Below are 25,712 nucleotides of genomic sequence, written 5' to 3'. Positions count from 1 at the left end.
TGAAGGGGCCCCGATTGCACGAAAGCGCCCCAGCGTCCACTGCCCTGCATGGTTCGCCATGAACGCATGCCTAACCGGCCGGTGCATCCGCCAGCCGCACGCGCGCTTCGTCGCAATCCGCTGCCATCTGGCGTTTCAGGGCCTCCAGATCGTCGAACTTTTGTTCGGAGCGCAGGAAGTCGTGCAGCTCGACCGCGATGGTCTGGCCGTAGAGGTCGCCGGAGAACTGAAAGAAATAGGGCTCCAGTAGCTCCACCGGTGGTTCGTAGCTCGGGCGAATGCCGACATTGGCTGCGCCGTCCAGCACGCGCCCGTCGGGAAGGCGCCCGCGGACCGCGTAAATCCCGTATGCGGGGCGCAGATAATTGCCGAGGTCAAGATTGGCGGTGGGAAAGCCGAGCTTGCGGCCCTCCTTCGCCCCATGCTGCACCACACCCTCGATCGTGAATGGCCGCGTCAGCAATTTAGCGGCGATTTGCGGATGGCCGGATTTCAGCGCCTCGCGAATGCGGCTGGAAGATACCACCGCATCACCGCTTTGCACCGGACGCACAATGCGGCCGCGCAGGCCCAGATCACTGGCGAGGGTACCCAGCATAGGCGCTTCACCCTCACGGCCCTTGCCGAAGGTAAAGTCCTCACCCGTCACGACGCCCGATGCGCCAAGGTGGTTCGCCAGAAGGGCGCGCGCAAAATCCTCCGCACTGGTCGCGGCCAGCGCCTTGTCGAAGGCGAATACCAGCATCGCGTCCGCACCTGCCGCGCCGAAGAGACGCTGGCGTTGGTCGAGCGTGGTGAGGCGAAACGGGGGCGTGTCCGGTTTGAAGAGGCGCACCGGATGCGGATCGAACGTGGCAATGATCGCAGGGCGGCCTTCTTCACGAGCCCAGCGAATCGCCTCTCCGGCAACTGCCTGATGGCCTTGATGAAACCCATCGAAATTGCCGAGCGCGATGATGGCGCCGCGCATATGCTCGGGCAACGGCGCATCGGCGTAAAAGCGCGGGATCGCCATGCTATTTCCGAACGAGCGTGACGAAATCGAATGCCGGGCGGCCCGCTTCGGCCGGGTGCGATTCGCGCGCGGTCTCGGTCCATTCGTCTGCTGCGAAGGCAGGGACGAAGGTGTCGCCCTCCGGCTCGGCATGAATTTCGGTCAGTTCGATCTTGTCGGCACGGTCGCGGAAGATCGCGAAAATTTCCGCGCCGCCGATGACAGCGACATGCGGCGCATTGGCGGCGGCAAGCGCCGCTTCCGGGGAGTGCACCACCTCGGCGTCCTCATCCGACCAGTCTTCGTTGCGGGTCATCACGATGTGACGGCGGCCGGGCAGGGCGACGGGCAGGCTGTCGAACGTCTTGCGGCCCATGATCATGGGCTTTTCGCCCGTCACCTGTTTGAAGTGACGCAGATCGGCCGGCAGGTGCCAGGGCATGTCGCCATCGGCACCGATCACGCCATTGTCGGCTCTGGCGAGGACGAAGATGATCTCGGGATGGTTCATGTCGCTAGATTCGCCGCTTAACCCAGCGCTATTCAAAAATATAGCTTGGTGACATGACCCATCTTCCGGCCGGGCCGCGCTTCGACCTTGCCGTAATGGTGCAGATGCGCTGCCGGATCGGAGAGGATGGCATTGCCGTCTTCAATTTCATCGCCGATCAGGTTCGCCATTTCGATGCGGGTGCCGACCACGCCGCAGTCGCCGAGCGGTAGGCTGGTGATTGCGCGGATGTGATTTTCGAACTGGCTCGTCACCGCGCCCTCTATCGTCCAATGGCCACTATTGTGGACGCGTGGCGCGCATTCGTTGACGACCGGTCCATCCTTCGTGGCGAAGAATTCGAAGGTGAGCACGCCCACTGCCTCCATCGCCTCGATCGCCTTGCGCGCGATGTCGCGGGCGGCCTCGATCTGCGCTGTCACGGCATCGCCCGCCGGCCAGAGCGAGCGGCGCAAGATGCCGTCCTTGTGCTCATTGCGGGTGGAATCCCAGAAGCGCACCTCGCCGTCCGCGCTGCGCACCGTAACCACCGAAAATTCCGCCTGGAAATCGACAAAGCCCTCCAGAACCGCGGGCCGCTCGCCAATGGATTTCCAAGCGTGGCCTGCTTCGCCGGGCGCCATGATCCGCGCCTGACCCTTGCCGTCATAACCGAACCGATCCGTCTTCAAGATCGCAGGCGCGCCGATGTCCGCGATCGCGGCTTGGAGGGACTCAGCGCTGTCGACAAAAGCGAAAGGCGCAGTGCTCGCCCCAAGATCGCGGAAGAAAGTTTTCTCCGCGATGCGGCTCTGTGCGATGTCGAGCGCCTTGATGCCGGGACGCACCTTGTCGCCAAGGTTCAGCGCGGCGAGCGGCGCGGTCGGTACATTCTCGAACTCATAGGTAACGATGTCGCACCCATCCGCAAAGCGAGATAGCGCGTCCTGGTCCTCGAAGGAGGCGGTGGTGCGCTGCGCCGCGACATCGGCGGCCACCGCGCGACCTTCCGGCGCATAGACATGGCAGCGATAGCCGAGTTGCGCCGCAGCTACCGCAAGCATCCGGCCAAGCTGACCGCCACCCAGAATTCCGATCGTCGCGCCCGGCGCCAATGGGGTTTTCACTCGGGTACCTCGGTTACGTTCTGCGTCTGCTGTTCGCGAAATTCGTTCAGTCGACCGGCCACTTCCGCGTCGGTGGTGGCGAGCATGGCGGCAGCGAACAAGGCTGCGTTCTTGGCCCCCGCCTCACCGATCGCAAAAGTTGCAACGGGCACGCCGCCCGGCATTTGCACGATCGACAGCAGGCTATCCATGCCGTCCAGCGCGCGCGATTGTACCGGAACGCCCAACACCGGCACCCGCGTCATCGCTGCAGCCATGCCAGGCAGATGCGCCGCGCCGCCTGCGCCCGCGATGATCGCCTTGAGGCCGCGCCCCTCGGCGGACTTTGCATAGTCATAGAGCCGGTCCGGCGTGCGATGGGCCGAAACGATGCGGGCTTCGTAGGGAATACCGAGCTCATCCAGAATGCGGGAGGCTGCCTGCATGGTTGGCCAGTCAGACTGGCTGCCCATGATGATTCCGATCGCCGGTTCCTGGCTCATTTTCCGCCCCGCGCTGCCCTTCCTGAAGCGCCTTGCGATAGGGAAGGGCGCGCGCAAGGGCAATGGGTTAGCGCGCCGCCCGTGTCGGAGACGGTCAAGCCTACCGGTCCTTCACATAATAGCGCTCCACTTCCGCAAGATCGTCGTCGAGATCGTAGACGATCGGTTGGCCGGTCGGGATTTCCAGGCTCGTAATCTCATCGTCCGGAATGTTGGAGAGATGCTTCACCAGCGCGCGCAGCGAATTGCCATGGGCGCTGATCAGCACCACCCGGCCCGCCTTCAGCTCCGGCACGATGGTTTCGTTCCAGTAAGGCAGGACGCGCTCGATGGTCAGCTTCAGGCTTTCCGTCGTCGGCACCTTGATGTCCGCATAGCGCGGATCGGCGGACAGATCATATTCGCTGCCCGCCTCCAGCTCGGGCGGCGGCGTATCGAAGCTGCGGCGCCAGATATGCACCTGCTCTTCGCCATGGCGTTCGCGCATCTCGTCCTTGTTGAGGCCGGTAAGCCCGCCATAATGGCGCTCGTTCAGGCGCCAGTCCTTGATTTCCGGCAACCACAGGCGGTCCATCTCTTCCAGCGCCAAATGCAGCGTCTTGATCGCGCGGGTCTGTAGCGAGGTGAAGCAGATGTCCGGATCGATGCCCTTGTCGCGCATCAGCCGTCCGGCCGCGCGCGCTTCCTCGATGCCCTTGTCGGTCACATCCACATCCCACCAGCCGGTGAAGCGGTTCTGCAAATTCCATTCGGACTGGCCGTGGCGCAGAAGGATGAGTTTGGGCATGAAGGGCTCCTTTTCCGTGGCGATTGCGACCGCTTAACCGCTTGGACCAACCTTGTCGAAGGACCTGCGGGCGTCAGTCGCGTATTTCCATTAGCTTGCCTGACGCTCGGCTATCCGATCGCTCGCATTGTCGCGAAGCGCCATGTCCTTACCGAATTGATAGCCGACAATGGCAATCAGGCAGAGCGCGATGGCAAAGCCTTTCCCCGTCATTGCCGACTTCATGCGCGTCATCAGATGTCGTCGACCATTTCCGCCAGCACGGCGAGACAATCGTCGGCTAGGCGGATGCAGCGTTCCGGGCTCCAGCCGCGCTGCTTGTCGGGCAGGAACTGGTTGTCCTTGAACGGCATCTCCAGCGTCATCGATACCGCGCCGAAGCGCTGGGCGATCTGGTTGGTGCTGATCGTCAGATTGGCGGTGCCGGGCTTCGATTTGGGGTAGCCAAGCTCCTTCTGGAAATCGGGCGTGCGCTGGCTCAGCAAATTCTGATAGCGATAGAATTTGTCGCCAAGCTCGTCGGTCCAGTTTTCGATGCCTTCGAAGCCTGCCAGAAATACCGCGGCAATCGCTTCGTCGCCGTGAACGTCCATCGCGAAATCGACGCCGCTTTCGTCCATCGCGTTCCGGACGCACAGGATTTCCGGGCTCCGCTCCTCGCTCGGCTCATGCCATTCGCGGTTCAGGTTTACGCCCTTGCCGTTGGTGCGCAGATGGCCGCGCACGCTGCCGTCCGGGTTCATGTTCGGTACGACGTGGATGCGGCACTTCTGGCGCAGCAGCCGCGCGTGAGGATCTGCGGGGTCGGTCAGCTTGGCGAGCGCGCCTTCCATCCACCATTCCGCCATCGATTCGCCGGGGTGCTGGCGGGCATAGAGCCAGACCTGCTTTTCCCCTTCGCCCATTTCCAGGCAATCGACCGGGCGACCATCGCCGGTGGTGCCGAGCTGGCGATAGGTTACGCCTTCGCAGGAGGCCGCGTCGGCGACGAGGTTCTGATGGCGTTCGTAGCTATAAGGCGCGAAATAGGCGAACCAGGCGCTGCCGCTTTCGCATTCCCACTGGATGGTGAGCGTGCCGGCGTCCTTGTCCCAGCTGCTGGGCGCACGCAGCCACTCCATGCGGTCTTCGGTCACCGCCGCATCGTAATTCTCCCACCCGCCCGGATAGGCGCTGTCGGCCAGATCGGTGATCGCGAGTTTCAGCGTGGTGCCCGGCTCGCAGGTGACGCGGAAATGAAACCACTGGTAGAAGTCGGATTGATGGTCCTTGGCGATGCGAAGGCTCGCGCTGTCGCCATCGATGGATTCGACGATGATGTTGCCGCTGTCGAACGCGGACGTGATCTGTAAGGTCATTTCACCCTGATAGTCTCACCACTGTTTCCGGGAAACCCCTGGAACAAAGCGGCGGCCAATTTGGCTGAGATAACGTCGAGCTGCGAGGCTTCCGTCCGGGCAAAGGTTTCCTGCTGCGCGCGTCCTTCCCAAATCACCAGATCGTCGGAATTGCGCAGGATACGCGCGTCGAGCTCGGTCACGATGCGCGGCCCCGGATCGCCGCCGAGCAGGCGGGTGAGGTCGAGGCCGACGCCGAGCCCTACACCGCTGCCGAAACTGCCCGTCGATCCGCCAGCCCCCACCGATACGCCCGATCCGCGGCGGGCGAACTGTGCGGCGGTGCCGCGCTGCGCATCTACCTGTGCGCGGTAGTCCCCGCCCGATTCGACTACGGTGTATCCGAGCCGGTTCAATTCGGCGCCCACCGCCTGATAATAAGTGCGCGCCTCGATGCTCTGCGGGTCGATCTGGCTGGCGGGCAGGGCGCCCACGGAAATGGTGCCGCGCGCTATGGGCGTCGCCTCGGCGCGGTGGAAACGAGTAACCTCTACCGGGCCGGCCTGCGTGGAGGCGCAGGCGGAAAGGGATACGGTTGCGGCGGCGGCGAGGAGGACGGGGGCCAGGATACGCGGCATGGAATAGTCTCCTTGAAAAATGATACAGTCAGCCGCACCAACGCGCGGGCGCTCTTTGCGGTTGCCGCGCTTGACTTTGCGCTGACCGCCTCTTAGGTGCGCGCCTTCGAATTTCGACATTTCCACCCCAACAAAGAAGCTCCAGCCATGAAGATCCGCAATTCGCTGAAGTCGCTCAAGGGCCGTCATCGCGACAATCGCGTGATCCGTCGCCGTGGGCGCGTGTACGTCATCAACAAGACCAACCGTCGCTTCAAGGCCCGCCAGGGCTGATTCGGCCGACAGGTCACGCCAGCCTTCAGGCTGGTGCCAATCGATTGAGCACGGCGCGAAGTTGCACAGGCGACTTCGCGCCGTAGCTTTTTCGGCCTGCAGCCCGCGCGCTTTCGAAACCTTTGAGAGGGCACCGGCCCGCATCGGTGCGACCGACCCCATGCCGCCCATCACCACCGCCATCTTCGACATCGGCCATGTGCTGTTCCAATGGGACCCACGCTTCCTTTTCGAAAAGCTGATCGACGATCCCGAGGAGCTGGACTGGTTTCTCGATAATGTCGTCACGAAAGACTGGCATTTCCAGGCGGATGCCGGCCGTCCGCTGGCGCTGATGCTGGAAGAGCGGATCGCCGAATTTCCCGACCATGAGAAACTGATTCGCGCTTATGCGGAACGCTGGAACGAAACGGTGCCCGGCCCCATTTCCGGCAGCCACGAAATCGTCCGCGAACTGTCAGGGCGCGGCGTCCCGCTCTATGCGATCACCAATTTCGGCCATGAATTCTGGGCCGGATTCCGGCCGGAACAACCGATCTTCGATCTGTTTGCGGATATCCTGGTTTCGGGCACCGAGAAGCTGATGAAGCCGGACGCCGCAATCTACGCGCTGTCGATCGAGCGATTCGGCGTCGATCCGGCGGCAAGCCTGTTCATCGACGATCGCATCGAAAACGTCCGCGCCGCAGAGGCGGCCGGCATGCACGGCCATGTCTTCCAAGACGCCGAAACGCTCCGGGCGGAACTGGAGCGGGTGGAACTGCTCTGAAGCCTGCCTTGAATAGGGCTTCAGATGTGCCCCCCTTCACCGCCCCTTCAGCTCGTCGCCCTTCAATGTCACCACATGCAGCAGGTTCGTGCTGCCCGGCGTGCCGAAGGGAACGCCGGCAATCACGATCAACCGCTCGCCCGCGCCGCCGAAGCCGTGGCGCAGAGCCATGCGTTTGGATTTCGCGATCATCTCCTCGAAACTGGAAACGTCGCGGGTGACGACGGCATAGGCGCCCCAGAGCAGGCCGACGCGCCGCGCGGTTTCGCGCTGCGGGGTCAGTACCATCAGCGGTGCCGACGGACGCTCGCGCGAGATGCGCCGCGCGCTGGAGCCGGAATTGGTGAAGCAGGCGATGCAGGAAACCGAAATGGTGTCCGCGATCGAACTCGACGAGGCCGCGATGGCGTCCGACGTCGTCGAATCGGGCCGCGTTTCGGTGAAGTGCACGCGCTCGGCATAGCCCGGATCGCTCTCCACGCTGGTGGCGATGCGGTCCATGATCGACACCGCCTCGATGGCAAAATCGCCCACCGCGGTTTCGGCCGAAAGCATGATCGCGTCCGCGCCGTCATAGACGGCAGTGGCGACGTCCGATACTTCCGCGCGCGTCGGCGTGGGGGCCTGGATCATCGATTCGAGCATCTGGGTGGCGACCACCACCGGCTTGCCCATTGCGCGCGCGGTGGCGACGATGCGCTTCTGCAGCGTCGGCACGGCTTCGGGCGGCAGTTCCACACCCAGATCGCCGCGCGCCACCATCACACCGTCGGACAACTCCAGGATTTCCTCTAGCCGTCCGATGGCCGAAGGCTTTTCGATCTTGGCCAGCAGTGCGGCGCGCTTGCCGATCAGGCGGCGCGCCTCGGCCACGTCCTCGGGCCGCTGCACGAAGCTGAGCGCGATCCAGTCCGCGCCCTGATCCAGCGCATAAGCCAGGTCCGAACGATCCTTGTCGGTCAGCGCGCTCATCGGGATCGCCACATCGGGCACGTTCACGCCCTTGCGGTTGGACAGCGGCCCGCCGACTTCCACCGTCGTATCGATGCGGTCCGGCCCGGCCTCGGTGATCCGCAGCGCGATCTTGCCGTCGTCGAGCAGCAGCCGGTCGCCCTTGGCCAGCGCCTCGAAGATTTCCTTGTGCGGCAGCTTCACCCGCGTTTGCGTGCCCGCTTCATCCAGCCGGTCCAGCGTGAAGGGCTCGCCTTCCTTCAGCACGATCTTGCCGTCCGCGAAGGTGCCGATGCGCAGCTTCGGGCCCTGCAGGTCTGCGAGGATGGTGGTCGGCCGCCCGGTCTTTTCCTCCAGCGCGCGGATATGTTCGAACAGCTTCTTCTTATCCTCCTGCGCGCCGTGGCTCATATTGATGCGGAAGGCGTCGGCGCCCGCGCGATGCAGCGCTTCGATCGCCTCGGCGCTTTCGCTGGCCGGGCCGAGCGTGGCGAGGATGCGGATCTTGCGGGTGCGGGGCTGGGTATGATCGGACATGCGGGCTCCTCGGGCGCTGTGCTTGCGGGGCAAGGCTTAGCGGCATAGTTTGAAGGACCCAAGACTATTGCGGGGGCAAGATGCTTCCGCGCCCTCCCCAAAGCCGATGAATAGGTATAAAATGACCGAGAGCACCGAACAATCCGCCCGTCCGCAGCCCAGCGACGCCGCCATCGCCGCCACTTTCGAACGGCTGCTCGCGCATTTGCGCCACCGCACCGACGTGCAGAATGTCGATGTGATGGGCACTGCCGGCTTCTGCCGCAATTGCCTGGCCGACTGGCTGATGGAAGCGGATGGATCGCTCAGCAAGGAAGAGGCGCGCGAATATGTCTACGGCATGCCTTATGGCGACTATAAAGACCGCCATCAGACGCCCGCGAGCGAGGAGCAGCTCCAGCGCATGAAGGAAAGCGTGGCGAAGAACGCTTAGGCTGGCTAGTCACGGCCCGTTCGCGATTCGGGCCGAATTGAACGGCCGGGTCCATTCCACAATCCATCAGGGCCGAGCGTGTCGAAGCCCTTCTGTCCGTGACGAAAGACGCCCTTCGACAAGCTCAGGGCTCACGGCATTTATCAGGAGATGAGTCATGGCCGAAGAAGAAGCCACCACCACCGATCAGCAGCTGCGCCTGTTCATCGAGCGCGTCGAGCGTCTTGAGGAAGAAAAGAAGGGCATCAGCGACGACATCCGCGACGTCTATTCCGAAGCCAAGAGCCAGGGTTACGACGTCAAGATCATGCGCCAGATCGTGCGTCTGCGGAAGCTGAAGCCGGAAGAGCGCAAGGAAATGGAACTGCTGATCGAAACCTACAAAGCCGCCTTAGGCATCGGCTAAATAGTACCCATCCTCCCCCTCACCGGGGGAGGATGGCGAGCTTCCGATCGCAGTGCTATCTTCTCGGCATAATTCAACGAGGAGAGCGCTTCATGATCGTCACCACCACCCCCACCGTCGAAGGCAGGCCGATCGCCGAATATTATGGCGTCGTCACCGGCGAGGTGATTATCGGCGCCAATATCTTTCGCGATCTGTTTGCCAATATCAGTGATATCGTCGGCGGCCGCTCGGGCAGCTATGAGCGGGCGCTGGGGAAGGCGCGCGAAGAAGCCTTTTCGGAAATGGAAGAGAAGGCGGCCAAGCGCGGCGGCAACGCCGTTGTCGGCGTGGACATCGATTATGAAGTGATCGGCCAGAACGGATCGATGCTGATGGTCAGCGTCAGCGGCACGGCAGTGCGGATCTGACAGCGATTGACGGCGGCACATCGGCGGGCCTCGCTCCCGCTTGCACGCCGCGCGCGCCCTGTCCTAAAGGGACAGCACAACCTTAGATCGAAGGAATGAGGCCATGGCAGGCCATAGCAAATTCAAGAACATCATGCATCGCAAGGGCGCGCAGGACAAGAAGCGCTCCGCCCAGTTTTCGAAGCTCAGCCGCGAGATTACCGTGGCGGCCAAGTCCGGCATGCCCGATCCGGACATGAACCCGCGCCTGCGCCTGGCAGTGAATAACGCCAAGGCGCAGTCGATGCCGAAGGACAATATCCAGCGTGCCATCGACAAGGCGTCCGCCAATGAAGGCGATGATTATGAAGAAATCCGCTACGAAGGCTACGGTCCCGGCGGCGTTGCGCTGATTGTTGAGGCGCTGACCGACAACCGCAACCGCACCGCCACCAATGTGCGCACCGCCTTCAGCAAGAATGGCGGCAATCTGGGCGCTTCCGGCTCCGTCTCGCACGGGTTCGAGCGGCTGGGCCTGATCGTCTATCCGGCCTCGGTCGGCGGCGAGGAAAAGGTGCTGGAAGCTGCGCTCGAGGCGGGCGCTGAAGACATTCAGTCTGGCGAAGACGAGCACGAGATCTGGACCGCTGGTGACGATCTGCACGAAGTTGCGAGCGCGCTCGAAAAGTCGCTGGGTGAGGCGGAGACGGTGAAGCTTGCCTGGAAGCCGAACCTCACGGTCGATGTCGCCGAGGGCGATGCCGATACGTTGTTCCGTCTGATCGACGCGCTGGACGACGATGACGATGTGCAGACCGTCTGGGGCAATTACGAAGTTTCCGACGCCATTATGGAAAAGCTCGGCCAGGACGCCTGAGCGCGTCCCGGTGCTGATCCTCGGTCTCGATCCCTCGCTCTCCTGCACCGGCTGGGGTGTGATCCGGGCCGAGGGCAACCGGCTGACGCATATTGCCAACGGCCAGGTGAAGACCGACGCCAAGCGGCCGCTGGCAGAACGCCTGGTGCAGATCGATGCCGCGCTGGCGGAGGTGATCGCCGCACACCGCCCGCAGGCGGCGGCGGTGGAGGATGTGTTCGTCAACGCCAACCCGCAATCGACGCTGAAGCTGGGGCAGGCGCGCGGCGTCGTGCTGCTTGCCGCGGCCAAGGCGGGGTTGCCGGTGCACGAATATGCCGCCCGTCTCGTCAAGAAATCGGTCGTCGGGACGGGCGGCGCGGACAAGTCTCAGGTGCAGGCGATGCTCAAGATCCTGCTGCCGGGCGCGAAGGCGGCGGGGGCGGACGCCGCCGACGCGCTGGCCGTGGCGATCACCCACGCGCACCATCGCTGATGGAACCGGGATCGTGAGGAAAGGGCGCACGCCGCGCATGATGGCCTTGCGCAAATGTCATGTGCGGCTCGGCTGGTTGATCGGCGTGCCGCTGATCCTATGGACAGGTAGCGGTCTCTTCATGGCTGCAGCGCCGATCGAGCGGGTGCGCGGCGCGCATCTTCGCTCAGAAGCGCCCGCGCTGCCACCGATCACGCCGATCGCGCCGATGCTGGAAGGGCGCGCGGCAGACCAATTGCAGCTGCTCACTATCGGCGGCAAAGCAGTCTGGGTGGTGGCCTATAAGGATGGGGGACGGCGCCGGGCCGATCCGGCGGACGGCGCACTGCTACCGGCGGTCGGTGCGTCCGAAGCCTCGGCCATTGCCCGCGCCGCGCGAAGGGGCGATGAAGCGATCGTCTCGGTCACCCGTAGCGATGCCCAGCATCCGCCGCTGGACCTGCGCCGCGAACGCCCCGCCTGGGCGGTGCAATTCGCCGATGGCGCACGTTTCTACATCGATGCCGATACCGGTGAATTGATGGCGGTCCGCACACGGCTTTGGCGCTGGTTCGATTTTCTCTGGGGCCTGCATATCATGGACCTGCAGACCCGCGAGGATGTCAACAATCCTTTGCTCGTCATCTTCGCCGCGCTGGCCTTTGGCGGCATGCTGATCGGATCGATCCTCATGTTTCGCCGGCGTAAGGCCAGGCCCCGCACCGAAGGTAAGCCACGCGCAAAGGCCTAGACGACGGCTACAGCCATTTCGCCAGAAGCGCCGCCCAGCCGCTGCGCGCCGCCGAGACGTTGCCGCCCGGCACCATCAGCTCGCACTCGATGCACCGAGCCTGCACACCGGTGGTGCCGACGAGTTCCTGCGCGGTCGCCGCGGCTTGCCACATCATCTGCTGCTGGCGCAGCGATGCGTGGCCGAACAGGTCCAGCCGAACCGTTTTCGGGTCGTCGCTCCGCGTCGCGTCCATCAGGAACTTGGCAAAGGCGTCCGGCTCTTCCTCGATCGTCTTCACATGATAACCGCCGGTCTTCAGCTTGGCGCGCTGCGCGGCATCGGCAAGGGCTTCGTCAAGGCCGCCCAACCGGTCAACCAGGCCCAGCTGACGCGCCGTGCCGCCCGCCCAGACGCGGCCCTGGCCGATGGCATCAACCTGTTGCAGCGTCATGTTACGCGATTTGGCAACGCGGGTCAGGAAGTCGCGATAGCCGTTTTCGATCGACGACTGGGCGACGCGGTTGAACGCCTCATTCGGTCCGGCAAAGATATCCGGCTGACCGGACAGCGGCGTGGTGGTCACGCCGTCGGTGGTGACGCCGATCTTGTTCAGCGCTTCATTGAAGCTCGGGATGATGCCGAAGATGCCGATCGATCCGGTGATCGTGTCCGGCTCGGCAAAGATCGCGTCGGCCGGGGTGGAAATCCAGTAGCCGCCGCTGGCCGCCAGATTGGCCATCGAGACAACGACCGGCAGACCCTTGTCCTTGGCGGCCTGGATAGCGAGGCGGATCTGTTCCGATGCCAGCACAGAGCCACCCGGCGAATCCACGCGCACCACCAGCGCTTTCAGATCGTCCTCAGCCAGCGCGTCGTAGATCAGTTTGGAGACGGTTTCTCCGCCCGCGGTGCCCGGTCCGGCTTCGCCATCGGTAATCGTGCCGGCAATGGTGATCAGGCCGATCGCGTCGCCCTCATCCTCCGGCTCGTTCTCGCCCAGCCAATCGTCATAATCGATCTGCGCGAAGCTGCCGGGGGTCTCGTCCAGGCCCTTGCCCGCCTTCTCGGCTACATAATCGCCAAAAGCCTGCCGCGAGCCGAGCTTGTCCACCATTCCGGCGTTCAGCGCGAGCTGCGCCAGATTGCCATTGGCCGCTTCCACCATCTCGGCGGGCTGCATGATGATCGGCTGAAGGTTCGCCTTTGGCCGGACGCTCTTCACGCCGGCCAGCCAGTCGCCCCAGATTTCCTCCAGCAGCGCGGAAAGGGCCTCTTTGGCCGGTTCAGACGCCTTGCTGCCGGTGAAGGGTTCCACCGCGCTCTTATAGGTGCCGACGCGGTAGACATTGGCCTTCACGCCAAACTTGTCGAGCGCGTTGCCGAAATAGAGGCTCGATCCGCCCGGCCCGGCAACCATGGCGCCGCCCATCGGGTCCACCCAGATCTCGCTGGCGTGTGAGGCGAGCTGATAGCCGTCATTCGCATAAGCGGTGGCATAAGCGTAAACCGGCTTACCTGCCTTTTTCGCATCGTGGAGCGCACGGCCGACCGCGGAGATCGACACCTGGCCGCCGCCTGCAAATCCGTCGAGATCGAGCACGATGGCCTTCACGCGCGCATCGTCCTTGGCCGTCTCGATCGCCCGGATAAGATCGCGCACCGCATATTCGCGTACCACCGGCCCATCGCCCAGCAGCGCCCCGAACGGATCCGGCGTGGCCGGCTGTTCGACGATCGTGCCCTGCAGCTTCAGCATCAGCGCGCCGTCCTTGATGTCGGCGGCATTGGGACGCGCGCTCAGGATCGCGAACAGAAGCGCGAAGAACATCAGCAGCAGGAGAAGGGCCAGCGCATCCTTGATGCCGACAAGGATTTTCCAGGCGCCTTTGACGAAGCTCATGAGGGGGAGACCTTGGTAGTTATGATGATAGAAAATTGCGCAGGCTGGGCTTTAACGCGATGGTCCGGCGGGTCCATGCCGCTTTCGATCAGCGGCCGATCAGCGACGACGGACAAAAGCGTTTCCCGGCAAACGCTAAGCGCGGGGCGGAGCAGGCAAAGGCGAAATCCGGATGCCGGACATGAAAAGGGGCCACCTCGCGCCTCATCGGCAACGGGGCGGCCCCAGAACATGGTCAGCGGTCGGAAGTGTCCGCTGCCGGAAGATAGGCCTTATCGGCTAACGCTAATTATTGTTCTTGGCGTGAACGCCGGCGCGTCAGCGGGCAGTCTCCCGAACGGAATTATCCGACCCCTTAGCTGAACCATGAGACATCGGATCACCTCCTTTCGCTTGTTGAAACTCAAATATGGTGTGCATCATTTTGCCCTCCACATCGGCAAGGTGAGTCAGATGCACTTTCGATGCAAGTCTTGAATTTTCTTTTTTTGGCGTCAGAACACGCAGTCTGTGTCGCGTCGGGTAACTTCGGCGCTTTTTCATTGCGTGTCTGTTACGTCAGGCCGCATTCCAGCGCTTCAGGCGCGGCAATCCTCCACAACGCGGGCGATTTCCGGCCAGCTCGGCACCACCAGCGGCGCGCCGCCGCCATCCACCAGGAAGCGCCCGCGGCTGTAGATCATCCGGTCCAGAATCATGTCCGTCGGTGCCAGCGCGATGCCGAGATAGGGCAGCTCTCCCCCCGTCGGCTGGGCGGTGAAGCTCTGCGCCCCAGATGTGGTGCGGATAGTGAGCGGCACCGGCGTGTTCGCCGCGCCCGCGCGCGTCAGGAAGATCCGGCGCGCATTCCGGTCGCATCGCAGCGTCAGCTCAGCGTCTTCGTTGGCCATGCCGAACAGTGCAATGCTGCCGCGCCCATCCTGCCGATAGATCCATTCGCCCGCACTGGCCGGCCATTCGGTCCACTCGCCCGATAGCTCCACCGTCGGGGTGGGCGAGGGGGTGGGCTGAGGCGTGGGTGCCGGACGCACCGCCACGGGGGTGGTTTCCGGTGCCTGTTCGCGCTCCGGCGCGACGCAGCAGGACAGGATCAGCGTGGCGGCCAGAAGAGGGGCCAGCCGGAAAGCGGAGCGGGTAACAGAACGCGTCATCGTTACAGCTTATGGCATCGCGGCCCGAGGGCGGCTAGGCGTATCGCCGCAATGGCCGGAAAAAAGACACGCCTCGACCAGCTTCTCGTCGACCGCGGCGAGGTGGAGAGCCGCACGCGGGCGCAAGCGCTCATCATGGCGGGCCTCGTTTATATCGGGGAGACCAAGGCGGCGAAGCCCGGCCAGCAGGTGGCCGAGGACGCCGTCGTCGACGTGCGCGGGCGCGATCATCCCTGGGTTTCGCGCGGCGGCATCAAGCTGGCGCACGGGCTCGATGCGTTCGGGATCGATGCGGCAGACGCGGTGGCGATCGATGTCGGCAGTTCGACCGGCGGGTTCACCGATGTGATGCTGAGCCGCGGCGCAGCCCGTGTCTATGCGGTGGACAGCGGCACCAACCAGCTCGCCTGGAAAATCCGGCAGGATGAGCGCGTGATCGTGCACGAACAGACCAGCGCGCGTATCCTGACCGCCGATCACATTCCCGAACCGGTTAGCCTGATCGTATGCGATGCAAGCTTCATCGCGCTGGCCAAGGTGCTCGAAGTGCCGCTTACCTTTGCCGAACATGGCGCAGTGCTGGTGGCGCTGATCAAGCCGCAGTTCGAGGCCGCGCGCGGCGAGGTGGGCAAGGGCGGCGTGGTGCGGGACGCTGCGGTGCATGCCAGGGTGTGCGAAGAGGTGCGACACTGGCTTGAAACAAAAGGCTGGCATGTCCTCGGCATCGATCGCAGTCCGATCACCGGGCCGAGCGGCAATGTCGAGTTTCTTATCGGGGCGCAACTGGGCGGCCCTTTACGGGACAATGGGGAACCAACGTCCTGTGGAAAATCTTGAAACCCCCGGTTAAGGCGCGTTCCGCCCCCTTGTTCGACCTGGAAAGAGGCGACGGAAAATGAGCGAACTGGCATCCCGATCGCAGCTGCGCATGTCTTTTGTCCGCTGGGCGCTGTTTACCGTGCCCTTGCTGATGGTGCTGGGCTGGCTTTCGGGGCAGATCGCGGGATCGAGCGATACCAATGCCTGGTATCAGGCGCTCCGGCAGCCGGCTGCGCAGCCGCCCGGCTATGTTTTCGGAATCGTCTGGCCGACCCTTTATTTCCTGCAGGGCCTGGCGCTGGCCATGGTGTTGAACGCGCGCAGCGCGCGTCTGCGCTGGACGGCGGTTGGCATGTTCGCGCTGCAATTTCTGGCCAATATGGTCTGGAGCCCGCTGTTCTTCGGCATGCATCAGGTGTCGAGCGCGTTTTTCCTGATCCTTCTGATCCTGCTGCTGGCAATCGGCGCGACGCTTCTTTTCGGGCGCATTCGCCCGCTCGCCGCTTGGCTGATGGTGCCCTATCTGGCGTGGCTGTGCTTCGCCGCGATCCTGAATTTTCAGATCGACCGGCTGAACCCGGACGCGGAAACCCTTTACGCGCCCGCCGCCAGAACCCAGATATAAGCGAACGGCAGCAAAAGGACCCGTCATGCAGAGCGAAAACCGCATCGTCGACGATATCGTCAAATTCGTGAACGGCATGGCCGGCACCGTCGCCGGCATGGGCCGCGAGGCGGAGGCTGGCTTCAAGGAGCGCACCCGCCAGTTTGTGGGCGGCATGGATTTCGTGAGCCGCGAGGAATTCGATGCGGTGAAGGCGATGGCCGCCAAGGCCCGCGAAGAGGTGGAGACGCTGAAGGCCCGGCTCGATGCGCTGGAAGCCGGGAATGTAAAGCCGAAGCCCGGCGCTTCGGCCAAAGACGGCCCCGCCGCGCCGGACGGTCCGCACAAGGCACCGCCGAAAAAGGAAGGTCCCGGCGCTCTCTGAGGCCGCTTTCACACCTGCGCTTTTCCACAACAGCTCCCCAGAGCAATCGGGCAAGTCCGCGAAAAACCTTGCTCAACGGCCGATCGCCGATCAGATTCGGCCGTGCTGAACGATCGATCGGGGACGGGCCGTGCAAGGGCATGATGAGGACATGAGCGAACTGGACGAGGGCGATGCCCCCGCCGTCGACATGTTCGCTGCCCTCTTCGAGGCGCGCGGCTGGCCTTGCGAGCTGGCCGGCGAGGACGAGCTTGCCGCCGAAGTAAAGGGCAGTTGGACCAGCTATCAGCTGCGCGTGATTGCGCGCGAAGACGACAATGTCGTTCAGATCCTCGTCTTGCCGGACATCACTGTGCCGGAAGATTTACGCGCGCGCATGTACGAGGCGGTCGGCCTTATCAACGAACAGCTCTGGCTCGGTCATTTCGATCTGTGGTCTGCGAACGGCATTCTGTTGATGCGCCACGGCGCGCTGCTGGGGCCGGGCGGCATGCTCGGCCTGGATCAGGCGCAGGTGCTGGTCGACGCCGCGATCGATGAGTGCGAGCGCTTTTATCCGGTGTTCCAGTTCATCATCTGGGGCGGCAAGACTCCGCGCGAGGCGATCGATGCCGCGTTGATCGATACGGCGGGAGAGGCTTAGGGCCTACGTGCCCTTCCGTTCGCCTGAACCGATTTCCATAGGTCGTTGGCACGCGCTTGAACCTGCCCCCGGCACATGTCACATCGTGACGCATGAACGAACAGACTGATTTTCCGACGAACCTGCTCGCTTATGGCTGCGGCAATATGGCGGGCTCCATTCTCAAGGGCTGGATTCGCGCAGGCGCCGATCCATCGAACTTCACCGCGTTCGATCCGCATCCGGGCGGCGTTCCCGACGGTGTGAAGCATGTCAGCGAACCGCCCACCGAGGCCTATGACATCGTACTTCTGGGCGTGAAGCCGCAGATGCTGGGCGATCTGGCAGATCAGATCGGCAAGACGATCAAGCCCGGCACCGTGGTCATCTCCATTCTCGCCGGTATCGAGATCGCGACTTTGGACCGGTTGTTTCCGCATGCCAAGAACGTCCGCCTGATGCCCAATCTCGGCGTAGCGCTCGGCAAATCACCGCTGGGCCTGTATTCCGATGCGCTCACCGAGGGTGAAAAGGCTGCCATCACGCGCTGGATGGATGCCACCGGCACCGCAGAATGGATCGACGAGGAAGGCAAGATGGACCTTGTCGCTGCGCTTGCAGGCTCCGGCCCGGCCTATGTCTACCGCTTCACCGATGCGCTGGCGACTGCCGCACACAAGCTGGGGCTGCCGGAAGACCAGGCTGCACGCATGGCGCTGGCGACAGTCGAAGGCGCCGCGGCACTGGCGGTGCAGGCGGATGATGATCCCGGCGCTCTCGCCGACAAGGTGGCGAGCCCCGGTGGCTCGACGCGCGAAGGCATGAATGTACTCGATGCGGACGACCGCCTGGTGAAACTGCTCACCGAGGTGCTGGAGGCCGCGCGTGATCGCAATGGCGAGCTTGCCAAGATGGTCGACGCCTGATGCGCGCGGTCCGGCTGCTCGCCCCGCTCGCGCTTCTGGCGGCCCCGCTGGCCGCACAGGACGCGCGCCCGAACGGCGATTATCCGGTAGAGGAAAAGTCGATTTCCGAGCTGGAAGCGGCCATGCAGTCGGGCGAGACGACCAGTGCCGCCATCACGCAACGCTATATCGATCGCATCGCGGCGATGAACCATGCGGGGCCTGAGCTGAATGCCGTGATTGCTGTTCTCCCCGGCGCGCTGGAAGAGGCGCGCCGCCGCGATGCGGAGCGGGCGGCAGGACGCAGCGGCCAGATGCTGGGCATTCCCGTTATCGTGAAGGATAATATCGAGACGAAGGGACCGGTGCCGACCACGGCGGGCTCTTACGCGCTGGAGAACAACGTCACGGACCGCGATGCCCCGCTGGTCGCGAAACTGCGTGAGGCCGGCGCGGTGATCCTCGGTAAGGCCAATCTCAGCGAATGGGCCAATTTCCGCTCCAATGATTCCACCAGCGGCTGGAGCGCAGTGGGCGGTCTGACCCGCAACCCCTATGCGCTGGACCGCAACACCTGCGGCTCGTCGAGCGGTAGCGCGGTGGCCGCGGCCGCCAGCCTGGCTGCGGGCACCGTCGGCACCGAGACTGACGGCTCGATCACTTGCCCGGCCAGTTCCAACGGGATCGTCGGACTGAAGCCGACGCTGGGCCTCGTCTCGCGGCGCTTCATCGTTCCGATCAGCCATAGCCAGGATACCGCAGGGCCGATGACGCGCACGGTGCGCGATGCCGCGATCATGCTAGGCGCGATGGCGGGCGTAGATCCGGGCGATCCGGCTACCGCCGCCGCGGCGGGCCGGGTGTCCAATTATGCGGGGCTGCTCGGCCGTGATGTTCTGAAGGGCCTTCAGATCGGCGTGCCGCGCGACCGCGTAGGAGATGACGCCGCGCTGACCGCCAAGTTCGAGGAAGCGCTCGATGTGCTGCGCGCACAGGGCGCGACGGTCGTGGACATCGACGAGAGCCGCGAGGCCACCGAGGGCGTGGGCGAGGCCGAGTTTCAGGTCCTGCTAAGCGAATTCAAGGCCGACATGGCGGACTATCTGCAGGGCCTGCCCGATAACGACGTGACGGCAAAGACGCTGGCGGACCTCATTGCCTTCAACGAAGCGGACAAGGCGCGCGAGCTGCGATATTTCGACCAATCGCTGTTTCTGGAAGCGCAAAAGCAAGGCGATCTGACCGATCCCAAATATCTGAAGGCGCGTGAGACGGCCAAGCGCCTGGCCGGTCAGATGGGTATCGACAAGATGCTCGCCGATGCCAAAGTCACCGTGCTCGCGTTGCCGACGCGCAGTCCCGTATGGCTCAGTACGTTGGGAGAGGGCGACAGTTTTTCCGGCCCCAGCGCCAGCGGGCTTCCCGCCCAGGCCGGTTATCCGCACCTCACCGTGCCGATGGGTCTGATCGACGGTCTGCCCGTCGGCATCAGCTTCATCGGCACCGCCTGGACCGACGACTTCCTGTTGCAAGTCGGCGATGCCTATGAGCGCGCAAGCAAAGCCCGCGTCCCGCCCCGTTATCTGCCGACGGTGGGGCAGTAGCGCCTTAGAGGGAGGGAATTCGCGCGCCCTCCCGCACGCAGCGCGGGCGCAGGAGGGCGCTCAGGACCGGGAGCGTCCCTCCTCATATTCCAGATATTCCGCGCGCACATGCAGGACGCGCGTGGACAGCTGCACCTCGAACATGAAATGGGCGAGCGCGGTGGCCATCAGCGTCAGGGCTAAAAGGAAGGTCGCGACGATCGCGACGGAAAGCTCCGCATCGGCAAGGCCGATCAGGAACAACATCCCGATCATCACGCATACCACCACCGCGGCGGCGACGCCGAACCAGATCGCGCGGCCCGTCACCGTCATGCGCCGCTCCAGCATCCGCAATTCGTAGACCAGTCGCTCATGCTCGGGGCCTGTCGTCTGGTCGTAGAGGGCCTCGCGGTCGCGCGCGCGGTCTATGATGCGGGTCAGGCGGCCGGTGAACAGATTGAGCATGCTGCCGAGCGCCACCAGCAGAAAGGCCGGTGTCAGCGCGGTTTGAAGCACCTCAAGCACCGTGGCGGTGCCGGGGCCCTGGCTCAGTAAATCTTCCATTTCACGGGCGATGTAGCCACGGGGGCACCCCGCGCAAGTAGGCTTACGCGGTGCGACATTTGTACGACCGCCAAAAACCGCTATGGGCGGGGGCATGAGCAAGGCACCGGCACAAATGAAGGATGGCGAGCGGTTCGATCCGGCGCAGATCATCGCGTTCATGGGAAAGCTTGGCCATGGCGGCATGCTGGGCATCGGCTATCACGATCACGGGCAGGACTGGGTCGAGCTGAAGCTCGATTGGCGCGAGGATCTGGTGGGGGACGAGGAGACACAGATCCTGGCGTCGGGCCCGATCATCTCGTTGATGGATATGGCCACCAGCCTCGCCATCTGGACCAAACTCGGCAAATTCCGCCCGCATGCCACGATGGATTTGCGCGTGGATTATATGCGTCCGTCCCCACCGGGGCAGGCGGTGATCGGGCGCGGCCAGTGCTATCATGTCACCCGCTCGATCGGCTTCGTACATGGCACTGCGCATAATGGCGATCCGGACGATCCGGTGGCGCATGTCACCGGCACCTTCATTCGCACCAAAGGATTTGGGCGGTGAGCGGGCTCGATATCGCCCAAGCGGTGTCGCCTTATGCCCGCGCGCTGAAGCTGCGCGGCGCAGGCGAAGAAAACGGCGTTCCCGTGCTCGTCATGCCGTTCAGCGAAGACGTGGTCGGGCGCCCCGGTTTCCTGCACGGCGGCGCAATCTCAGGCTTGCTCGAGATCGCTTCGATCGCAGCTCTGCGCGCGGCTCTGGCGGAGAGCGAGACCAAAGTGCGCATCAAGCCGATCAATGTGACGGTGGATTTCATGCGCGGCGGCATTGATCAGGATACCTTCGCGATCGGCCGCATTACGCGGCTTGGTCGCACGCTGGCCAATGTCGAAGCGGTGGCCTGGCAGGACGACCGCAACCGGCTGATCGCATCGGCCCAGATGCATTATTTATTGCGCAGTACAGAAGATTAATTTGTCATGAATGGAACCTTTTAACGGTTCGTCGCATTTTTATGACAATCTTGGGAACGCATGTTCCGGTGGTCCATTGGTGCGGTCCGGTCTCAGGGGCCGGTGAATACCAAGACCAAGGACAAAAACATGAACGCACGTCTCCTTCTGGGCGCAGCTGCCCTCTCCCTCGCTCCCGCGCCGCTGATGGCGCAGAACACCGACGCCGATGCGCCCGACGGCACGCCCGCTTTCGGCATCGAGCCCTATGTGGCGATCGGTGGGGGCTATGATATTTACGATACGCCAAACGAACCCGCAGAATTCGGCGTCAACTCGACCGAAGGCGCGGTGATCAACGGGATCATCGGTGCGAACGTGCCCCTCGGCCCCGTCTTCGTGGGCGCGGAAGGCTTCGGATCGAAGGGCTTCAACGACATCGATTGGGAATATGGCGCAGCCGGTCGTTTCGGCGTGCGCGTGGGCGACAGCGGCCTGTTCTACGGCCGCGTCGGTTACATGTGGGTCGAAGGCCGCGAATCGCATGATCCGCTGCTGCTCGACGCCAATGGCAACCCGCTGCAATATGAAGGCAGCATCCGCGATCGCGACGGCGTGATCTACGGAATCGGCGCCGAAGTCGGCCCCAAGGACATCGGCCTCGGTGGCATCACCGGCAACAGCGGCGTGCGCCTGCGCTTCGGCGTGGACACGTTCAAGGATTTCGAATCCTTCCGCCCGAGCGCGGCGGCGGTGTTCCACTTCTGATCGAGTAGCCGGGGCGCGCCCCGGTTCGATGAACGGCGGCGTCGGTTCCAGTAGGAGCCGGCGCCGTTTTTCGTTGCGCCTATCGACGGCGGAGATGGAGGCTTAGGCCTTCCGAAAGGTTTTCGGGCGGTGCGCCGGCGATTCGTTCAGCGTCGGCGCGGGCGCGTTCCAGGATGACGGCTGGTACGGCAGTGTCATGATAGACGCGGTCCGCCTGGCCCAGCAGGCGCGCGGCGCGCAGCGTAAGGTCGTCCGGATCGTCGCTCATCAAATCGAAACTGTGCAGGCCGCTTTCGACGAGCGTTTCTTCGCCCGTGAGCCAGGCTGAGACATCGAACGCGCCGGTGCCGCCTGGATCGAGCGGGCCGCCTTCGGCCAGCGCGGCGTCGATCGCGCGGCGACGGTCTGCGGATTCCGGCCAGCGGGCGCGGATCGCATCGCGCGCGGCGAACAGGTCGCTCGCCAGCGTACCCAGCTGCGGGGCCAGCAGCGCTTCGATCCGCTGGCGCAGCGCTTTTGCAAGCCCTGCGGAGGCGCCGGCGGTGCCGATCGCTACCGTCACCGGATCGCGGTCCACGATCGCAGGAGTGGTGAAATCGCACAGTTCGGGCCGGTCGACCACATTGACCAGAAGACCGCGCCGCTTCAGCCGCGCGGCGTCCAGTTCGGCCAGTTCGTCATCCTCATGCGCGACGATGCCCAGCGCGGCACCTTCAGCATTCGGATTGTCCGAGATGACGGCACCCGCGCGTTCATAGAGCCGCCGCTTCGCATCGGCCGCCTCGCCGCTTCCCAACAGGATGACGGTGCGGCCCGCCAGGTTCGCGAACAGCGGAAACTGGCGCATGGCGGCCTCAGTCCAGCCAGTCAGGCACGCGCTCGGCGGCCATGATGGTGCCGGCTGCGATGCGATCCGCGACGACCGCGAACTTGTCTCCATCCACGAGCACTTCGGGCACCAGCGATCGGCTGTTATAAGTGCTCGCCATGGTCGCGCCATAAGCGCCCGCAGTACGAAACACGGCAAGATCACCTTCGCCCACCACGCCGATATCGCGCGACAGGGCAAAGGTGTCGCCGCTCTCGCAGACCGGGCCGACGATGGAGGCGGTCATGCGCTCGGCGGTCTCGCGCACCGGCTCGAAATCATGCCACGCGTCGTACATGGCGGGCCGGGCAAGATCGTTCATCGCGGCATCCACCACCACGAACGGGGCGGCAGCGCCCGGTTTTACCCAGAGCACTTCGGTCAGCAGCACGCCGGCATTGCCCGCGATCACGCGGCCCGGCTCAAATGTCAGATGCACGTCCCAGTCCTTGGTCACGCGCGTCACCATTGCGCCGTAATCGGCCGGACTGGGGGGCAGCGCCTCGCCCGCCTTGTAGGGGATGCCGAGCCCGCCGCCGAGATCGACATGGGTAACCGAAAGTCCCGACGCGCGCAGATCGCGCACCAGCGCGCCGACCCGCTCGAACGCGGCTTCCATGGGTTCCAGATCGAACAGCTGACTGCCGATGTGAACCGCGATCCCGCGCAGGTCCAGGCCCGGCAGTCCGGCCAGGCGCGCGTAGATTTCGGGCGCGGCATCGATGCCGACGCCGAATTTGTTCTCCGCCTTGCCGGTGGAGATCTTCGCATGGGTGCGCGCATCGACATCCGGATTGACGCGCAGCGTTGCAGGCGCGCGAAGGCCCTTTTGATACGCGATCTGGGCGAGCGCGGCGCCTTCCGGCTCATGTTCGATATTGAACTGGCCGATGCCCTGATCGAGCCCCATGGCAAGTTCCGCGCGCGTCTTGCCGACGCCGGAAAAGACGATGCCGTCCGCCGGAACGCCTGCCGCGAGCGCGCGCGCCATCTCGCCGCCCGACACCACATCCGCGCCATAGCCTTCGCGGGCCAGCACGTTGAGCACGGCGAGGTTGGGGTTGGATTTGATCGCAAAAGCGATCCGTTTGTCCTTGATACCCGACAGCCCCTCGCGGAACACGCGGGCATGCCGTTCGAAAGTGGCGCGCGAATAGATGTAGACGGGTGTGCCGACCGCCTCAGCAATGGCGGGCAGCGGGACGTCCTCGGCATGAAGAATGCCGTCGCGATAAGAAAAATGGTCCATAGGTCTCAGCTAGTCGGGGGCGGGGGCGCCACGTCGGCGTCGTTGGTGGACTGGCGGCCTGCGGGCGGCAGATCGAACGGATCGGGCTCGCGCACCTGAGAGCGCTGTAAGAGCTCATCGCTGCGCGCGGGCCGCGCCTGCGTGGAGGGTTCGATCAGCGCCTGCGGGTCCACCGCGCTCGTCTGGCCATAGGTTTTGGGCGGCATGCTGGCACCGGGTGCGGGTTCCAGCGGACCCACCTTGCCGCACGCGCAAAGCGCGGCGGTGGCGACCAGCAGGGCGGCGGCGGTCTTCATTGGTCCAGTTCCTTGCGCGCGCGGGCGATGGCTTCCCTTACCCGCGCAGGTGCGGTGCCGCCATAGCTCATCCGGCTGGCAACCGATCCCTCGACGCTGAGATCGGGCAGCTGCGCCTCGGCCAGTCGCGGATCGAGACCGCGCAGCGCGGCGTCGTCCAGCTCGGATATATCGCAGCCCTTTTCCTCGGCCAGTTTCACGGCGGCGCCGGTCAGATGATGCGCCTCGCGGAAGGGCAGGCCGATGGCGCGTACCAGCCAGTCGGCAAAATCGGTCGCAGTGCTGTGACCGCCTGCGGCTAGATCACGCATCCGCTCGCTGCGGAAATCGCTGGTTTCCACCATGCCCGTCATCGCCGCGATCGACAGCGCGAGCAGGTCGTGCGCTTCGAACACCGGCGGTTTGTCGTCCTGCGTGTCTTTGGCGTAAGCCAGCGGCAGGCCCTTCACCACCATGACGAGCGCCTGCATACAGCCCGCGATCCGCCCGGAATGACCGCGCACCAGCTCTGCCGCATCAGGGTTGCGCTTCTGCGGCATGATCGAGCTGCCGGTACTGTAGGCATCGGACAGCTTCACGAAACCGAAGGGCTGGCTCGCCCAGATTACGAATTCTTCAGCCAGGCGCGAAAGGTGCAGCGAGGCGGTGGTCGCGGCCATCAGATAATCGAGCGCGAAATCGCGGTCCGATACGGCGTCGAGCGAATTGGCGGTGGGGTGCGCGAAACCCAGCTCGCCAGCGGTCCGATCGCGGTCCAGATCGAAACTGGTGCCAGCAAGCGCGGCAGAGCCGAGCGGGCATTCGGCAGCGCGCGCGCGGGCATCGGCAAAGCGGCTGCGATCACGCTTCGCCATCTCATAATAGGCCATCATATGGTGGCCCAGCGTCACCGGCTGGGCGGCCTGCAAATGGGTGAAGCCCGGCATTACCGTATCGGCATGCTCTTCGGCACGGGCAAGCAGCGCGCGCTGAAACGCGGCAAGGCCGGCCTCCATCTCTTCGCAAGCCTCGCGCACCCAGAGCCGAAAGTCCGTCGCCACCTGATCGTTGCGTGAGCGCGCGGTGTGCAGGCGTCCGGCGACGGGGCCGATCAGCTCGGTCAGCCGCGCCTCGACGGTCATGTGAATATCCTCGAGGTCGAAATTCTCCGGTACCCCGTCCGCTTCATATTCCGCAGCGATGCGATCGAGACCCTCGCGGATCGTGGCGGCATCCTCTTCGCTCACGATGCCCTGAGCTGCCAGCATGGCGACATGGACCTTGCTCGCGCGGATGTCCTGTCGCCACAGGCGCTTGTCGAAGGGGATGGAGGCGTTTATCTCGCGCATCACCGCCGAAGGGCCGCCCGAAAAGCGCCCGCCCCACATGCTGTT

General features: G+C 64.2%; 33 protein-coding genes. 17 read left to right on the top strand and 16 right to left on the bottom strand.

Annotated features, from left to right (window positions below; all coding sequences use genetic code 11):
* Window positions 1-70 precede the first annotated feature (70 nt).
* The 8 genes from I6A82_RS01240 to I6A82_RS01205 all read right to left on the bottom strand — a co-directional run bounded on the left by I6A82_RS01240 (window position 71) and on the right by I6A82_RS01205 (window position 5,855).
* Window positions 71-1,015 carry a bifunctional riboflavin kinase/FAD synthetase gene (locus tag I6A82_RS01240; protein WP_198093399.1) on the bottom strand — a complete coding sequence of 315 codons (945 nt, stop codon included), beginning with the start codon at window positions 1,013-1,015 and terminating at the stop codon, window positions 71-73.
* 1 nt (window position 1,016) lies between these two features.
* Window positions 1,017-1,505, bottom strand: a complete 489-nt coding sequence (locus tag I6A82_RS01235) for a dihydrofolate reductase (RefSeq protein WP_198093398.1) — start codon at window positions 1,503-1,505, stop codon at window positions 1,017-1,019.
* A 32-nt stretch (window positions 1,506-1,537) separates the two neighbouring features.
* On the bottom strand, window positions 1,538-2,611 hold the full coding sequence (locus I6A82_RS01230) for a 5-(carboxyamino)imidazole ribonucleotide synthase (RefSeq protein ID WP_198093397.1): 1,074 nt from the start codon (window positions 2,609-2,611) through the stop codon (window positions 1,538-1,540).
* On the bottom strand, window positions 2,608-3,093 hold the full coding sequence (gene purE, locus I6A82_RS01225; protein ID WP_198093396.1) for a 5-(carboxyamino)imidazole ribonucleotide mutase: 486 nt from the start codon (window positions 3,091-3,093) through the stop codon (window positions 2,608-2,610). Before purE ends, I6A82_RS01230 begins: the two co-directional genes overlap by 4 nt.
* 100 nt (window positions 3,094-3,193) lie before the next feature.
* Window positions 3,194-3,880, bottom strand: a complete 687-nt coding sequence (gene gpmA / locus I6A82_RS01220; protein WP_198093395.1) for a 2,3-diphosphoglycerate-dependent phosphoglycerate mutase — start codon at window positions 3,878-3,880, stop codon at window positions 3,194-3,196.
* Window positions 3,881-3,970: 90 nt separating this feature from the next.
* Entirely contained in the window at window positions 3,971-4,114 is a 144-nt protein-coding gene (locus tag I6A82_RS01215; protein WP_198093394.1) for a hypothetical protein, read from the bottom strand.
* The gene (locus I6A82_RS01210; RefSeq protein ID WP_198093393.1) at window positions 4,114-5,238 is read right to left on the bottom strand and encodes a M14 family metallopeptidase; all 1,125 of its coding nucleotides are present in this window, start codon (window positions 5,236-5,238) and stop codon (window positions 4,114-4,116) included. The genes I6A82_RS01215 and I6A82_RS01210 overlap by 1 nt, the downstream gene beginning before the upstream one ends.
* The gene (locus tag I6A82_RS01205; RefSeq protein ID WP_198093392.1) at window positions 5,235-5,855 is read right to left on the bottom strand and encodes a hypothetical protein; all 621 of its coding nucleotides are present in this window, start codon (window positions 5,853-5,855) and stop codon (window positions 5,235-5,237) included. The genes I6A82_RS01210 and I6A82_RS01205 overlap by 4 nt, the downstream gene beginning before the upstream one ends.
* A gap of 147 nt (window positions 5,856-6,002) precedes the next feature.
* Here I6A82_RS01205 and ykgO point away from each other — a divergent pair, with 147 nt between their 5' ends.
* Both ykgO and I6A82_RS01195 read left to right on the top strand, forming a co-directional pair.
* Window positions 6,003-6,128: a type B 50S ribosomal protein L36 gene (gene ykgO / locus I6A82_RS01200; protein ID WP_022673177.1), complete on the top strand. Its 126-nt coding sequence runs from the start codon at window positions 6,003-6,005 to the stop codon at window positions 6,126-6,128.
* 160 nt (window positions 6,129-6,288) lie between these two features.
* Window positions 6,289-6,897, top strand: a complete 609-nt coding sequence (locus I6A82_RS01195) for an HAD family hydrolase (RefSeq protein ID WP_198093391.1) — start codon at window positions 6,289-6,291, stop codon at window positions 6,895-6,897.
* Between the two features lie 36 nt (window positions 6,898-6,933).
* Here I6A82_RS01195 and pyk read toward each other — a convergent pair whose 3' ends face one another.
* Complete coding sequence (pyk, locus tag I6A82_RS01190; protein ID WP_198093390.1) at window positions 6,934-8,385, bottom strand: pyruvate kinase; 1,452 nt, start codon at window positions 8,383-8,385, stop codon at window positions 6,934-6,936.
* Between the two features lie 121 nt (window positions 8,386-8,506).
* Here pyk and I6A82_RS01185 point away from each other — a divergent pair, with 121 nt between their 5' ends.
* The 6 genes from I6A82_RS01185 (at window position 8,507) to I6A82_RS01160 (ending at window position 11,695) form a co-directional block, all read left to right on the top strand.
* On the top strand, window positions 8,507-8,818 hold the full coding sequence (locus I6A82_RS01185; protein ID WP_187334656.1) for a DUF1244 domain-containing protein: 312 nt from the start codon (window positions 8,507-8,509) through the stop codon (window positions 8,816-8,818).
* 157 nt (window positions 8,819-8,975) lie between these two features.
* On the top strand, window positions 8,976-9,224 hold the full coding sequence (locus I6A82_RS01180; RefSeq protein WP_187334655.1) for a DUF2312 domain-containing protein: 249 nt from the start codon (window positions 8,976-8,978) through the stop codon (window positions 9,222-9,224).
* Between the two features lie 92 nt (window positions 9,225-9,316).
* Window positions 9,317-9,634, top strand: a complete 318-nt coding sequence (locus I6A82_RS01175) for a heavy metal-binding domain-containing protein (RefSeq protein WP_198093389.1) — start codon at window positions 9,317-9,319, stop codon at window positions 9,632-9,634.
* A gap of 103 nt (window positions 9,635-9,737) precedes the next feature.
* Window positions 9,738-10,490: a YebC/PmpR family DNA-binding transcriptional regulator gene (locus I6A82_RS01170; protein ID WP_187334653.1), complete on the top strand. Its 753-nt coding sequence runs from the start codon at window positions 9,738-9,740 to the stop codon at window positions 10,488-10,490.
* 10 nt (window positions 10,491-10,500) lie between these two features.
* A complete protein-coding gene (gene ruvC / locus I6A82_RS01165) occupies window positions 10,501-10,965 on the top strand; it encodes a crossover junction endodeoxyribonuclease RuvC (RefSeq protein ID WP_198093388.1) in 465 nt (154 codons plus the stop codon).
* Window positions 10,966-10,978: 13 nt separating this feature from the next.
* On the top strand, window positions 10,979-11,695 hold the full coding sequence (locus I6A82_RS01160; RefSeq protein WP_332310920.1) for a PepSY domain-containing protein: 717 nt from the start codon (window positions 10,979-10,981) through the stop codon (window positions 11,693-11,695).
* 7 nt (window positions 11,696-11,702) lie between these two features.
* On the opposite strand, the gene sppA is transcribed toward I6A82_RS01160, so the two are convergent.
* Both sppA and I6A82_RS01150 read right to left on the bottom strand, forming a co-directional pair.
* The gene (gene sppA, locus I6A82_RS01155) at window positions 11,703-13,577 is read right to left on the bottom strand and encodes a signal peptide peptidase SppA (protein WP_198093387.1); all 1,875 of its coding nucleotides are present in this window, start codon (window positions 13,575-13,577) and stop codon (window positions 11,703-11,705) included.
* A gap of 578 nt (window positions 13,578-14,155) precedes the next feature.
* On the bottom strand, window positions 14,156-14,728 hold the full coding sequence (locus I6A82_RS01150; RefSeq protein ID WP_198093386.1) for a hypothetical protein: 573 nt from the start codon (window positions 14,726-14,728) through the stop codon (window positions 14,156-14,158).
* Between the two features lie 51 nt (window positions 14,729-14,779).
* On the opposite strand from I6A82_RS01150, the gene I6A82_RS01145 reads away from it, so the two are divergent.
* The 6 genes from I6A82_RS01145 to I6A82_RS01120 all read left to right on the top strand — a co-directional run bounded on the left by I6A82_RS01145 (window position 14,780) and on the right by I6A82_RS01120 (window position 19,667).
* A complete protein-coding gene (locus I6A82_RS01145; protein ID WP_198093385.1) occupies window positions 14,780-15,565 on the top strand; it encodes a TlyA family RNA methyltransferase in 786 nt (261 codons plus the stop codon).
* 58 nt (window positions 15,566-15,623) lie between these two features.
* On the top strand, window positions 15,624-16,172 hold the full coding sequence (locus I6A82_RS01140; RefSeq protein ID WP_198093384.1) for a TspO/MBR family protein: 549 nt from the start codon (window positions 15,624-15,626) through the stop codon (window positions 16,170-16,172).
* Window positions 16,173-16,197: 25 nt separating this feature from the next.
* Window positions 16,198-16,536 carry an accessory factor UbiK family protein gene (locus I6A82_RS01135; RefSeq protein ID WP_198093383.1) on the top strand — a complete coding sequence of 113 codons (339 nt, stop codon included), beginning with the start codon at window positions 16,198-16,200 and terminating at the stop codon, window positions 16,534-16,536.
* A gap of 151 nt (window positions 16,537-16,687) precedes the next feature.
* Window positions 16,688-17,179 (top strand): YbjN domain-containing protein, encoded by a 492-nt coding sequence (locus tag I6A82_RS01130; RefSeq protein ID WP_187334646.1) that lies wholly within the window; start codon window positions 16,688-16,690, stop codon window positions 17,177-17,179.
* Window positions 17,180-17,271: 92 nt separating this feature from the next.
* The gene (locus I6A82_RS01125) at window positions 17,272-18,084 is read left to right on the top strand and encodes a pyrroline-5-carboxylate reductase family protein (RefSeq protein ID WP_198093382.1); all 813 of its coding nucleotides are present in this window, start codon (window positions 17,272-17,274) and stop codon (window positions 18,082-18,084) included.
* Window positions 18,084-19,667, top strand: coding sequence for an amidase (locus I6A82_RS01120; RefSeq protein WP_198093381.1), 1,584 nt, complete (start codon window positions 18,084-18,086; stop codon window positions 19,665-19,667). Before I6A82_RS01125 ends, I6A82_RS01120 begins: the two co-directional genes overlap by 1 nt.
* A gap of 60 nt (window positions 19,668-19,727) precedes the next feature.
* On the opposite strand, the gene I6A82_RS01115 is transcribed toward I6A82_RS01120, so the two are convergent.
* A complete protein-coding gene (locus I6A82_RS01115; protein WP_187334643.1) occupies window positions 19,728-20,213 on the bottom strand; it encodes a DUF2721 domain-containing protein in 486 nt (161 codons plus the stop codon).
* 94 nt (window positions 20,214-20,307) lie between these two features.
* Here I6A82_RS01115 and I6A82_RS01110 point away from each other — a divergent pair, with 94 nt between their 5' ends.
* The 3 genes from I6A82_RS01110 (at window position 20,308) to I6A82_RS01100 (ending at window position 21,926) form a co-directional block, all read left to right on the top strand.
* The gene (locus I6A82_RS01110) at window positions 20,308-20,769 is read left to right on the top strand and encodes a PaaI family thioesterase (protein ID WP_187334642.1); all 462 of its coding nucleotides are present in this window, start codon (window positions 20,308-20,310) and stop codon (window positions 20,767-20,769) included.
* Window positions 20,766-21,179, top strand: a complete 414-nt coding sequence (locus tag I6A82_RS01105) for a PaaI family thioesterase (RefSeq protein WP_442945040.1) — start codon at window positions 20,766-20,768, stop codon at window positions 21,177-21,179. Before I6A82_RS01110 ends, I6A82_RS01105 begins: the two co-directional genes overlap by 4 nt.
* 129 nt (window positions 21,180-21,308) lie before the next feature.
* Window positions 21,309-21,926 (top strand): opacity protein, encoded by a 618-nt coding sequence (locus I6A82_RS01100; RefSeq protein ID WP_187334641.1) that lies wholly within the window; start codon window positions 21,309-21,311, stop codon window positions 21,924-21,926.
* A 79-nt stretch (window positions 21,927-22,005) separates the two neighbouring features.
* Here I6A82_RS01100 and I6A82_RS01095 read toward each other — a convergent pair whose 3' ends face one another.
* The 4 genes from I6A82_RS01095 to argH are packed head-to-tail and all read right to left on the bottom strand — an operon-like array spanning window position 22,006 to window position 25,706.
* The gene (locus I6A82_RS01095; protein WP_198093380.1) at window positions 22,006-22,773 is read right to left on the bottom strand and encodes a precorrin-2 dehydrogenase/sirohydrochlorin ferrochelatase family protein; all 768 of its coding nucleotides are present in this window, start codon (window positions 22,771-22,773) and stop codon (window positions 22,006-22,008) included.
* A 7-nt stretch (window positions 22,774-22,780) separates the two neighbouring features.
* Window positions 22,781-24,043, bottom strand: coding sequence for a diaminopimelate decarboxylase (gene lysA / locus I6A82_RS01090; RefSeq protein WP_198093379.1), 1,263 nt, complete (start codon window positions 24,041-24,043; stop codon window positions 22,781-22,783).
* A gap of 5 nt (window positions 24,044-24,048) precedes the next feature.
* Entirely contained in the window at window positions 24,049-24,339 is a 291-nt protein-coding gene (locus I6A82_RS01085; protein WP_232343194.1) for a hypothetical protein, read from the bottom strand.
* Entirely contained in the window at window positions 24,336-25,706 is a 1,371-nt protein-coding gene (gene argH / locus I6A82_RS01080) for an argininosuccinate lyase (RefSeq protein WP_198095431.1), read from the bottom strand. The genes I6A82_RS01085 and argH overlap by 4 nt, the downstream gene beginning before the upstream one ends.
* Window positions 25,707-25,712 lie beyond the last annotated feature (6 nt).

This window comes from Novosphingopyxis sp. YJ-S2-01 (assembly GCF_016093175.1).
In the GTDB taxonomy this organism is placed as follows: Bacteria; Pseudomonadota; Alphaproteobacteria; order Sphingomonadales; family Sphingomonadaceae; genus Novosphingopyxis; species Novosphingopyxis iocasae.
Note: the sequence above shows the minus strand (reverse complement) of the source record. Positions and strands in the feature narration are given on the sequence as shown.